Genomic DNA, 13,143 nt, shown 5'->3' on the forward strand with positions numbered 1-13,143 from the left:
TCTCTTTCTCTCTTGGATTGAAGGAAGATTGTTGCAGGTTGTACGCCCGGTCGCTTCGTCCTCCTCTCTTTCGGCGTTTTCAACTCTAATATCGGAGTCGTCATAACAGGCAAATAGTGACCTTTGTCATTGTTTGTCATATGACAAACGATTTTTTTGATTCAAAAGGACCATAATTTGGAGAATAAGCAAAAAACGCCGCGTTCAATAACGTGGCGTTAGTGCTTTATGCCTATCTACGGCAATTCGATGATCAATCGGCAGCCTTGCCCCTGTTTCGATTGCACGGTCAAACTCCCGCCAAGCGCTTCCACACGCTCCCTCATGGCCGTCAGACCGAAGCCCGGCACGATCGCGGCGCTGCCCGCGCCATTGTCGGCCAGCCGGAAGCGCAACACCCCCTCCGTTTCGTGCAGCGAAAACAAGAATCGATCCGCTCCTCCGTGGCGAATGCCGTTCGTAATGCCTTCGCGCAGCGCATGCCGGAGGACATGCCAACGATTGGCGCTCCAATCGGAAAGCACTCCAATGTCGGCATCTACCGAAATGCCGGTTTGTTCCGTCATTTCCGCAATCAGTCGTTTCCATTCCTCCTGCGGACGCACGTTGTCGCCTGTTTTAAGCAAATGGATCGAATCGCGCACTTCACCGAGGCCCGCCTTGAGCAAATCCTGTACGCTCTGCAGCCGGCTCTCCGCATCCTCTTTGTCCTTGTGCAAACGGAGCCGCGCCGCTTCGATTTGCAGCAGCGACGACGTGATCGTGTGCCCCATAATATCGTGCACATCCGCCGCGATCCGGTTGCGGTCCGACTGCACGGAAGCTTCCGTCAACGCCGCCGCCGTCTCTTTCATGGCCGCTTCGAGCGAACGGGTCCGCGCCTCCACCTGCTCCTCCAGCGACTCCTTCATTCGCTCGACATTTGCATACAAATGGGCGTTCTCGATGGAAATGGCGCACTGCGAGCAAAGCAGCTTGAGCACGTCGATCCGCTCGGGCGTAAACACGCCGGCTGCCAAATTGTTCTCCATGTACAGGACGCCGATCAACCGGCCGCTCTTCGCGATCGGCAAACAAAGCGCCGACTTCAACTGCCGCTGCCGCACATAAGCGTTCCCGGCGAACAGCCCTTCCTTGCTGGCATAATCGAGCACGATGTCTTCGCCGGTACGCGCCGCGTATTCGATCATCGCCAGCGGCACGTCCGACGCCTCCTCGAGCGGCAAACGCGTCAAGCTGACCTCCTGACGGACGGCGCGGGCCTCGATATACAGGCGGCCTTCCTTCTCCAGCACCAGAATGCCCCGTTCCGCGCCGGCATTGCTCATCAAAATTTGCATCAGCCGCTGCAACAACCGGTCGAGCCGCATTTCCTCCGAAATCGCCTGAACGGCGTCCATGACGGAGCGGTAGTCGATCGCTTTGACGGAGTTGGCATCGGCTGTCAGGATCAGTTGGCGATACTGCTCGAGCAGCCGTCCCGCCTTGTTCGTCGCTCCCCATTGCGAGAAGGCTTGATAAGCCTGCGTCATGTAAGCTTTGGCCAAATGGAGCTTGCCTTGCTCGAGAAACATCTTGGCCGCACATTCGGAGCCAATGCCCAAATTGTGGAATAACCCCATGGCACGGGCTTGCTCGCAAGCGCGCTCGTACAGCTTCGCCGCTCGCTCGAATTGGCCTTTCATCCGGGCAACGGATGCCGAAGCGATCCCATAGTTGGGCGCGTAGAGCTCCGGGCAACGGTCGGCGTATTGCTTCAGCCGTTTCAACTGCTTTTCCGCCCACTCTTCAAGCGACTTTTTCTGCGACGGCTCGATGATCGCGTGCATTTCGGCGCCAATCAGTACGGAGTAGTAGCTTTGGGCCGAATAATCCACCTCGTTCGGCTGGCGCTTCGCGAACAAGGTTTCCAGCTTGACGATACAGTCGTAAGCCAGCGGAAATTCCCCGGCAAAATACGCGGTAAAATATCCGTAGAGCAACACCCCTTCACGAAGACTGTCATCCTCGTTTCCTTCCGCATTGCGAATAAAGGACGGATCGAGAATATCGACCCCGTGGAACAAACCGGTCGAGACGTGACCCGTCAATTTCTGCACAATGACTGCCAGTACGACGCTGAGCTTCAGTTGCAGGGCATTATGGCTTTTGCTGATGCTGTGTGCGTTGCGACGCAGAAGCTCGTAAACTTCGGCAAGCGGCTTTCCAAAATAAATCATCATCACGCCGGTCAGAATGACGTTCTGATCGGCATGCCACAAGCTGTCCGATTCGAATCGCGCGCGATCGGCATGGCGAACCAATTCGTCGAACAGCCCAATATCATACCTGCCCCAGCTGTTATAACATATTAGAATCGTATTGATCGTTATCGTCCGGATCGCCGGTTCATCGTTGGCCATGTCGAGGCTGATTTTCAGCCATTCATAGGCTTCCTGGTACTTCTGAAATCCGTAAGTTAGCATCAGCGCCATGCCCGCGCAGCCGACGGACGATTCGGGAGCAATGCCGAAACGGAACGTAAGCTCCACCATCGTCAAGATGGAGGAAGCCCACTCCGATTTGTCATGAATCAGATACGCGTTGCCCGCATGGGTCAGTACGGTCATCGCTGCCAGCGCCCGCGCGTCGGTCATATCCGGAAGCTGCTTCAATATGGCCTTGCGGGAGCCTCTTGTCTTCCAGCTTACGCGCAGCCATTGTGCGGCCAGCGACCATGATTTTCGTTTGCCAAGCGGCGCCATGCCGAGCATGGCCAGCGCCCGATTGGCCAGCTCCACCGCTCTGCCGAAACGATTATGGTTCGATTCCAGCTGAATCATGAGCACGTACATGTCCGCCCGCTCCAGATCCGATCGAGCCTGTCGAAGAAAATCCTCAAACAGCCGGCCCGCTTCCGCCTGGTTGCCGCACAAGTATTCGCAGATGGCCCGCTGCTTCGCCACATCGCGCACCAGGTCGTTCCACGGCTGGCCGGCCAGCAGCTTGTCGGCCCGGCGATAGTAGCCGAGCGCCTGTTCGTAGGCCGTCGTTGCCGCGGCCCGTATGCCGGCTCGGTAGTTCATTTCGGCCAGCTCCAGCAGTTCGGTCGAATCGGCCATCAATCGGGTCGCCTGATTCAGATGGTTGGCTGCTTGAAACAGAATCGTTTCGTCAGACGGATGCTCGCGAAGCAATCTTCTCCACATCGCGCCGATCGTGTAATGCCGTGCCGGCTCCTCTTCCAAAGGTACGAAAGCCTGACATTCCTGACGTATTCGGTCGTGGGCAAAAGTGAACAAGCTGTCCCCCGTTTCCGTAAGCCCAAGCGAATGCACCCAGCCGTGTTCGGCGGCTTCGCACAGCGCCCGGGTTGTTTCGTCAGCGGTTTGTCCAATCAATTCAAGAAGCGCCGACAAACGGAATTGACGCCCCAGCAGCGAGGCCCAGGCCAATACGTCGCGTGCGGCTCCGGATAACCGTTCCAGATTGTTGGACAAAGGCTCGACTTGCGGCGAGTCCCAGTCTTCCGTCGCCGCCAGCCGCGGCAAATCCCATTCCCAGGCACCAGTCGAGTCCTTGAAGAAAAACCAGCCGCGTTCGAACGCATGCTGCAGCCATTGCCGGATGATAAACGGATTGCCGCCGGTCCTGCTTATGATAACAGGCGTCAGTTCCGTCAATCGCTCCGCCTGCGTTTGCAGTGTATCGCCGAGCAGCGACAGGACGTCCTCCTTGCGCAGCGGGGACAACGTCAACCGATTGGCGCGGGCGTACGGGGAGTCGTCTTTGTCCAGCCAGCGCTGCCAGGCGGAATCCGGCGACTCCCCGTCGCGAAATGTGCCGACGATCAGCAGATTCGCAAGCTGCGCATTCTGAATCAGATGATCGATCAGTTGCAACGAGGCTTCATCCGCCCATTGCAAATCGTCCAGAAACACGATGACAGGCTGCAGCGGACTGGCGCACAGGCGCAGAAACAAGCCCAGCGCGTGGTGGAAGCGGCTTTTCTCCTCCATGGGCGGCAACGCGCGTATGCCCGGCTGAGGTCCGATCAACAGCTCCAGCTTGGGCACCCATCTGACCAGCAGTTGCCCGTAATCGCCGATCGATTCGCGGATTCGCAGCTGCCATTGGTCGGCTTGCCGGGTTTCGCTGGTCAACAGCCGATTGACAAGCTCCTCGAAAGCCTCTCTCCATGCGGCATAAGGAAGATCGGCCGGAGGAGGATCGAACTCGCCGGAGATGACGTAACCGGAATCGCCGCGCCGACGAAGCACGTCGCGAACGAACGCCGTTTTGCCGATCCCCGGCGAACCGCCTACCAGCACGAGCTCGGATCGTCCGTAAGCAACGCGCTCCAAACTGCCGGCGAGTTGTTCCCGTTCCGTCTCCCTGCCGTAGATGCCGTCTGCTATACGCCATGACGACTCCGGCCGATCCCCCTTCGCCAGCTCGAACGGGACGATGGCGCCCGTTTGCCGCAGTTGATCCAAACAATGCTGCAGATCGGCTTCAATGCCTGCTGCGCTCCCGTACCGCTCCTCGGGCGCTTTCTCCATACATTTACGAACGATATCGGAAAGTTCTATTGGCAAATAGACGTTGCGTTCGGCAGCGGGAACCGCCACGCCGGCGATATGAGCATATATGAGTTCCATCGCCAGCTTCGCCTGAAACGGCGGATGTCCGGTCAGCCATTCGTACAGCATGACTCCGAAGCCGTACAGATCCGAACGATAATCCGGGGAAGCGTTAAGCCGGCCGGACTGCTCCGGCGCGATATAGGGAAGCAGCTTCTCCGTCCGGGAGTCTGCGCCGGATCGGGACAGCAACGACGGGTGCAGCGATCGTTCGAATCCGACGAACTTGACCTCCAGTGTTTCTGGATTAATCAGAAGGTGACAGGGAGTCACCGCGTTATGCACGACCCGCCGGATATGAATGCGCGAGAGGCTGTGTACACTGTTAACCGCAATGGACAACAGGCGTGTCAACTGCTGAAGAGAACGGTCGGAAAACTCCGTTGGCGCCGCATCCGGCGAAATCAGCTGCGTTGCTGGCACGCCGCCGAAGTCCTGTACGAGCAGCAGCGGGCGGTTGCCGCCTGCTTGCAGGGCGACCGGCTTTGGCGCTCCTTCCCCATCCAGCAGCCGCAGCGTCTCGAAAGAACGCCGGTAAGCAGCCAGCGCTTCCGCGCCCGGATCCCGCTCCCGCGTCGTGAAGCCCATGACGACCGTACCGTCGCTCAACCGTCGCAGTCGATACATTTCGGTTTCGTCGCTCGTTTCGACCAATTCGACAAGCTCATAACCCGGCCATTCCATTCCGCACGATTCCCTTCCTCGCAATTGTCTCTCCAAACCGGCTTTCGATTGCCGGTGAACGATTCATTTGGTATAACATCAAGTTGGAAACCAATCGCCAGAGCCCACATTGCCTGTTTCGCTGCTTGTCCTCGTATCTGCGCATGGGCCGCACCCGCAATCTGCAACTGTTGAATAGTTTCGACAATCCCCACCGCTCTTCCTGCCTTCACTTGCCAATCCGCTTCTCTTCCACTCGTCCTCCCACTGCTCTCCTCGCTTTTCCGCTTGCCAGCTGCAAAATAAGCCACTTTTCATGGCCTATTTCGTCAAAATTGGGTAGTCCTCACGAAATAACCAGTGTTTTCACTGGCTATTCGCGTCCCACTGCCCGGATTGAAGGCCATTTGACCGAAATAACCAGCGTTTTCACTGGCTATTTTCGATGAGACGAGCGAAATCGGGCAAATAAGCCATATTTTATGGCCAATTTGAACTTTCTCGTCAACTCGTAAAAGAACGGCCCATCCTACAACGCACCGGAGTGGCTGCCGGACCGGCCAATTCCCTCACGCCCGCGATTTTCGAAGCCGGCAATTTTAATTGAGAATGATTATCGTTTACAATTACTCTCGTTTGGCAAAACGGCTATGCAGGGTGTGGGCATTGAACTTGGACGAGCAGATGCTGCTGTGGAATCAAGCGGCAGTAAGTATATTGGATATCCGTCATCAAGTGCTGTGGGAGGGGTAGGATCTGCTCGCTTATCGCCTTCCTGCGGACCTGCTGCTGTTTGTGGCCGGCGGCAGTGCTAAATACGAATGAAAATCATTATCACATCGAGGGAGAGGAACAACTGACTGTGAACACCTATCCGAAAGCTTCAATGACCGCATTGGTCACGCTTTGTTTGTCGCTGCTGGTCAGCGCCTGCCAAACGGGCAACAACAACGCAGGCGCCGTATGATTTATCGGGATCGCAATATGGGGGCAACATTCTGTACTCATACTGGGGATTGAAGCCGCAGCAAAAAGTGCTCGACGACGTCATCAATGGCATCGACGACGAATCCTCCTACCTGGACATATCAGAAGAAGCGATTCCGTCCTACGCCGGCGACAACGAGTGACCGGCGGAAGCGACGAGCCGATGGAATATTATCGCTGCGAATGCTTCGTCCTTCCGCCGTTTCCCACAGTTCCTCGACTTCCGCGATACGTCACTTTCGGTTCGCCAGGCGTTGCAGCGTTTCCTGCGCCTTCCGGCCGATCGCGTCCGCCGTGCGAGTGACGATTTTTTCGCCCAGATCGGCGGAGGCGTACAAATATGGATTTTTGCCGCCGATTCCTTCCGCCCCCATCATCTCAAGCTGGTCGCTGGCGATATCGAAGCCGCCGGCGCGGAGCGCCTCCAGATCGACGAGACCCGGATTCGTGTACAGCATGCACGACGTTTCCCATGCCCCGGCGTGGTCCATGCGGTAAGGCAAATCGGGCGAAGGCTCGAGCAAGTCGCCCTCGAACAAGGCAAACCCCGTCGACGCAACACCGTCTGTAGCGCTTTCTATCGCCGTCTGCATAATGTCGCGCTGTCTGTCCACGTTGTGCCCCGTCACGCCGACGATCACCTTCCACCCGCTGAATGCGAGCGCCCGCGCGATTCCCGTCATCGCTGCCTCGAACATGCCCTCTTCATTGAAGCTCAGCGTGTACCCTTCCCAATTGCGCGGTCCCCAGTTAACGAACCCGAGCAGGCCTTGATAAAAAGGAGGCAGCACGACGCCGCCATATTTCAAAGCGGCTTCGCAGCAGACGGCGTGGGCCTTGAACCCGTCCACCCCGAGCGGATTGTGCACACCGTGCCACTCCATGGCGCCGGCGGTGATGTAGGCGATCGGACAACGGGCCTGAATATCCTTCACCTGCTGCGGCCGCAAATAGTCGTAGCTGACTTGCTCGTAACGCTTTAACATGGCTGCTTCCCCTTTATTCTTTTGTGGAGGGGGCCGCCCCGTTCGGGACAGCCCCGGTTTTCCTTTTGCAGCGGTTCCCGCTTCGTTCGCCGGACGTTAATTCACTTTGACAAATACAGGCCGTTCGCTGACATTGACGCCGACTTTGCCGCCGGCAATCGTCAAACTCGAGGACACTCCCGTCGTCGAACCGGTTTGCATCGTCACAAGCGTAGCCGACGACGGGCTGCCGGCAAGCGACAGCTGGTAGTTGCCGACGGTTGTGTTGTTCGTTGTCGGACTCCACAAGGCATAAGCGCGAATCGTGCCGGTGTTGTCGGCAAACCGGTAAATCCAGACGTTTGCGTTGCCGGAAGGCTGCTCATCGACATAGTGCAAACCGGCGAGCGCGTTTTTCAGCGTGTAGACGTAGTACCACGATTTTTTCGGCACCCAGCCGTCTTCCTTCGAAGTCGTCAACCCGCTGGTAGCCCAGAACTCCGGACTCGGCGTTTCGTATACATCCCGCAGCATGTACATGGCCGCCCGGTCGACGCCGGCTGCCGCAAGTGCCAGATACGTGCGCACCAACCATTGCCCTTGCACTTCCTGGTTGTCGTTCGGACCGATCGCGGGAGCGGCTTGCACGGAGTACGGATGCGTATCGTAGCCGAATTCCGTGATCCAGATTTCTTTGCCCGGCAAATACGTATTGCGGTAGCGGACCAGATCTTCCACCTGCTGCTTGGTATTGAACGCTTCCGGACCGATCCCTCCGCTCGTGCCGGTGCAAGCGCACAAGTGGAAGTTGATGACGTCGGCCGGGAAGCTGCCGCCCCGGTTCCAGTCGGCCCAATATTTCATCGCTTTCAAATATTCCGGCTGCAGGCCGGCGGTTCCGGCCATCACGAGTTTGGCGTTCGGATCGGCGTTTTTGAGCCCGACGGTGTTCGGCATCGTCCCCAGGTGGCCGTCGTAATCGGCGCTGCTCATCGCGGCATACTGGTAAGGCGTAAAGTAGGTGGCGTCATCCGGCCAAGTCGCGTTTTGTTCGTTCCAGTTTTCGTAGTAGTTCAGCGTGTTTAATCCGGTGCTGCGCGGCTGGTCGGTTTCCAACTTCAGCTTGTTGTCTGCGACGGCCGTGCTGCCGTAACGGGCGGCATATTGGAACATATGATCCGCATGCGCGATATAAGAAGCCGGGGTCTCCGGATTCGCGCCGGCAGGCAGCGGTTTGTGGTGGTTGTCGTCCGGCGTCAGCCATTTGACGCTTTGCTGGATCGTCGGGAAAACGAACAAACCGGCGTTTTTCAAGTCCTGGTAGTACTTGTCGAAATTCCAGCCAGGCACGCCGCCGAAGCTCGGATTAAACTTGTTCAGGTTGTTCGGGTAAGCGTGCCCGATATCGTTATACGTGTCCCACCCCCAGGTATGGTATTCGCGGATGAAGCCGGCCGCCTGCATTTTGTCGATCGGATCGTCGATAAAAGCGTTCATGCCGATAAACTGATCCATCGGCGTGGCCGCCCCCGGATTCGGGATCGTCGGCTGCGGCGGCGACGGCGGCTGCATGGCGCCGAGTCTCGTGCCGTAGACGACGATTTCGGGCAATGAAGTGTTGATAATCTCCTGGTAACGCAGGTAACGGGTCGTCGCATCGACGGTCCGGGCGGTCCAGGTGAAATAGCCGCTGAGCGGGTCCGTAAACAGCGTCTGCCAATTGCCGGGAGTGCCGTACGAAATCTTCACGTTGCCGGACGCATACGTGTCGTACATATAGATGTCCGTGAGGTGGTAATCGGCGCCTAAATCGATCACGACACTGCCCGGGTAGTACGTCGGATGGTCGCCGACAAAATAGTCCGTCGACGGCGAACCGCCGGAGCCGTTCTTCGGATCGCCGGCAGCCGCCTGCTCGTCGACGAGCTTGGCCGGATCGCCGTAGGCGATTTCGTTGAATGTCATCGTCGGGTCGAGAATGATTTTGGACCCGTCCTGGTCGAAGCCGGTTGTGGCCGAAGCCACGTTCGACAAGGCGGATAGCCGGCCCGCGTCGTCCATCGCCTTGACGGCGAAGTAATACGTCGTGTTCGGCTTGAGCCCGGTGACGTTTTTGGCTTGCCCGTAATGGGAAGTATACGGCCCGGGCGCACGGCTCACCTGGGTCGCGCTGGCGAAGTTTCCGCTATTGATCTGCGACGTGCTGTAGCGAATATCGTATGCCGTTGCCGTGCCGGCGCTGCCGTCGTCGCCCGTTGTCGTCCAGCTCAGATTGATCGAATCGGACGACGCATAGCCGAGCTTCAAGTCGGTTATGGCGGACGGAGCGGTCGTATCGCCGCTCGCCGCGCCGGTCGAACCATGCGGCAAGTTGGAAATGGCCGATACGTGGCTGGCTTCATCCGACGTTTTCAAGGCGAAATAGTACGTCGTGCCGGCAGAAAGGCCGGTCAGCAGGAACGATTCGCTTGCGCCTGCGGCGGCGGGATCCGGCTCTCCGGTCGCCGGCGTTGCGCCGGCGAAGTTGCCGCTCGTGATCGGCGACGTGCTGTACCGGATGTCGTAGCTCGCCGCTCGGCCCGTATTGCCGTCGTCGCCCGGCGCCGTCCAGGTGAGCAGCAGCGAAGCCGGCGTTGCGCCGCCGACGGCCAAGTCGGTCACCGCACCCGGGTCCGTCGTGTCGGGCAGCTCGGCCGTTTTGCCGCTCGGCACGTTCGAGATTGCGGATACGTTGCCCGCTTCGTCCGCCGTTTTCAACGCCCAATAGTACTTCGTGTTGGGGCTGAGTCCGGTCGCGGTAAACGACTGACTCGTGCCGACGGCTGTCGGCGACGGTTCGCCGGCCGCCTGCGTGGCACCGGCAAAATTGCCGGCATTGATCGGCGACGTGCTGTACCGGATGTCGTAGCTCGCCGCCGTGCCGGTGTCGAGGTCGTTGCCCGGCGCCGTCCATGTCAACGTCAGCGAAGACGACGTAGCGCCGCCCGCGGCCAGATTCGACACGGTGCCGGGCACGACAGTATCGGAGCCGACCCGCGAGCCGTAAAGCACGAGTTCGGCCATTGCGGCCGATTGCACCTGCATCGTGACGCGGATATAGCGCGTGGTGGCATTCAAATTCTGATGGCCGCTCCACGTCATATAACCCGACAGCGGATCGGTGAACAGCGGCGTCCAGTTGCCCGGGCTGCCGATCGAAATCGTCATGCTGCCGGCGGCATACGTGTCATACAAGTAAATATCGGTGATGTGATACGCTTGCCGAAGATCGATATATGCGGAGGCCGGGTAATCGGATGAGTTGTAGCCGGGCTCCCACTGGCCGCTCGTCGTCAGGCCCGAGCCGCTGCCGCCGGCTTTCGGATCGCCGGCGAGCGTCTGCTCGTCGATCAGCTTCCCGGCATCGCCTTTCCCGTTTTCGCTGGTCGCCATCGATTTGGCCAGGGCGATTTTGCCGCTCGCTGCCGCCGCCGAAGTGGTGCCGTTGGGCACATTCGACAGCACGGAGACGTTGCCGGCCTCATCCGCCGTTTTCAGCGCGAAGTAATACTGCGTGCTTGCGGCGAGCCCCGTCACTGTAAACGACTGACTCGTGCCTGCCGCAGCCGGGGCCGGTTCGCCGCTTGCCGGCGTGGCGCTCGCCCAATTGCCTGCGGTAATGACACCCGTGCTGTAGCGGATATCGTAGCTCGCTGCCGTGCCCGTGCCGCCGTCGTCACCCGGCGCCGTCCATGTCAACGTCAGCGACGAAGCCGTCGGGCTGCCCGCCGCAAGCGTCGTCACCTGCGCGGGCGCCGTCGTGTCGCCGCCGCCGGCCTGCGAGCCGTACAGCACAATTTCCGCCATCGCCGCCGCCTGGACGTGCAGCTTTACACGGAGGTAGCGCGTCGTGACATTCGTCAGCGCGTGCCCGTTCCAGCTCATGTAACCGGACAGCGGGTCGGTGAACAACGGCGTCGCCGACCAGTTGCCCGGACTGCCGCTGTAGAACGATACATCGCCGCTTGCATACGTGTCGTACAAGTAGATGTCGGTCAAATCGTACTGTTGGCCGAGGTCAATGTACGCGTAGAGCGGGTAGCCGGTGTTGTCGTAGCCGGGGTTCCACTGGTTGGTCGTCGCAAGGCCGGTTGCGTTCGTTCCGCCGTGGCCGCCCTTCGGATCGTCGGCAATGTCCTGCTGATCGACCAGCTTCGTGGCGTCGCCGACCCCGCTTTCGTTTGTTACCATCGGCGTCGTCAGCGCGATTTTGCCGCCGCTTGAGTTTGCCGACGTCGTGCCGTTCGGCACATTGGACAGCGCGGAGACGTTGCCCGCCTCGTCCGTCGTTTTCAGCGCGAAGTAATACTGTGTGCTTGCTGCGAGCCCCGTCACCGTAAACGACTGGCTCGTGCCTGCCGCAGCCGGAGCCGGTTCGCCGCTCGCCGGCGTGGCGCTTGCCCAATTGCCTGCGGTAATAACGTTCGTGCTGTAGCGGATGTCGTAGCTTGTTGCCGTACCAGTAGCTCCGTCGTCGCCCGGCGCCGTCCATGTCAGCGTCAGCGACGAAGCCGTCGGGTTTCCTGCCGCAAGCGTCGTCACCTGCGCGGGCGCCGTTGTGTCGCCGCCGCCGCTGGCCGGCGAACCGTACAGCACGATTTCGGCCATCGCTGCCGCCTGGACGTGCAGCTTTACGCGGAGGTAGCGCGTCGCGACGCTCGTCAGCGCGTGCCCGTTCCAGTTCATGTAGCCGGACAGCGGATCGGTGAACAGCGGCGTCGCCGACCAGTTGCCCGGACTGCCGCTGTAGAACGACACATCGCCGCCTGCGTACGTATCGTACAAATAAATGTCGGTCAAGTCGTACTGTTGCCCGAGATCGATGTACGCGTAAAGCGGGTAGCCGGTGTTGTCGTAGCCGGGATTCCACTGATTGGTTGTCGCCAGGCCTGTCGCGTTTGTTCCGCCATGGCCCCCTTTCGGATCGTCGGCAATGTCCTGCTGGTCGACCAGCTTCGTTGCGTCGCCGACCCCGCTTTCGTTTGTGACCATCAGCGTCGTCAGCGCGATTTTGCCGCCGGCTGCGTGTGCAGTTGGCATCCCCTGTCCCGTTCCGAACAAGGGAAGCGCAACCAGCAGCCAAACAAGCAGCATCGCCCATTCTTTCCGTCGTTTCATTAATTCCTCCTCCTCCATCATTAAAATAGTGGTGCACCTTTATTATGGAAGGAAGTTTTTTCCTGCGTAAATAGCGTTATTTCGGGATTGATTGCTCTCTCATATCTTTTCTTCCCGCTTCGGTCGAGCGCGATCCCGCAGAACATCAAAAGCCCGCATTTCGCGGGCTTGATTCGGCATTTTTATTAAACGTCAGCAATGAAAAGGAAGGAACCAATTAGAAGCGCTCGAAGCAATCGTAATTGCGTTGTCGATAGATCAAGCCGTCCTTGAAGTCGAACACACAGCAAAAATAGGCTTCAAGCTTCTGCCCGCTTTTGAACGATCCGACATCGGTTCCAATGACTGCCGTCCAGAACACTTCCGTGATAACGGTTTCGTCGCATTCATAGGATCGTTGAATATCGTAGCGTTGGGATGCCAAAAGCTTGGAGCCGCTTTTCGAGCGCTCAAAAAGAGTCGCTCGGTCGCTGATCGTAAGCTTGGCCGTCAGCCAGTTCGGGTACTCGGTTTGCTCAACCTCGGCATGCAAAATATCGGTGTACTCGCTTTCATCCGTACGGAATTGCTCGATCAGCGAAAAATACTTTTTGACTACTTCCAGCTTCATGTTCATTCGTCCTCCATCCTCCCCATGTTTTGGTTCCGAGTTTCCGCGATGGTGTCCATTCATCCAGCGATACCATTATACGGAAAACAAGGAGGCAATGTTGTGAAAGGATTGTGAAAATGGTGACCATTCTGCGAAT

4 protein-coding genes are annotated in these 13,143 nt (G+C 58.5%); all 4 read right to left on the bottom strand.

Annotated elements, in window-relative coordinates; all coding sequences use genetic code 11:
• Positions 1 to 236 precede the first annotated feature (236 nt).
• On the bottom strand, positions 237 to 5,306 hold the full coding sequence (locus EXY20_RS09140) for an AAA family ATPase (protein WP_135550005.1): 5,070 nt from the start codon (positions 5,304 to 5,306) through the stop codon (positions 237 to 239).
• A 1,199-nt stretch (positions 5,307 to 6,505) separates the two neighbouring features.
• Positions 6,506 to 7,258 (bottom strand): creatininase family protein, encoded by a 753-nt coding sequence (locus EXY20_RS09145; RefSeq protein WP_135550008.1) that lies wholly within the window; start codon positions 7,256 to 7,258, stop codon positions 6,506 to 6,508.
• Positions 7,259 to 7,354: 96 nt separating this feature from the next.
• A complete protein-coding gene (locus EXY20_RS09150) occupies positions 7,355 to 12,394 on the bottom strand; it encodes a fibronectin type III domain-containing protein (RefSeq protein WP_167859105.1) in 5,040 nt (1,679 codons plus the stop codon).
• Positions 12,395 to 12,611: 217 nt separating this feature from the next.
• Positions 12,612 to 13,010 (bottom strand): nuclear transport factor 2 family protein, encoded by a 399-nt coding sequence (locus tag EXY20_RS09155; RefSeq protein ID WP_135550012.1) that lies wholly within the window; start codon positions 13,008 to 13,010, stop codon positions 12,612 to 12,614.
• Positions 13,011 to 13,143 lie beyond the last annotated feature (133 nt).

This window comes from Paenibacillus cymbidii, from assembly GCF_004764705.1.
GTDB classification, from domain to species: Bacteria; Bacillota; Bacilli; order Paenibacillales; family NBRC-103111; genus Paenibacillus_AN; species Paenibacillus_AN cymbidii.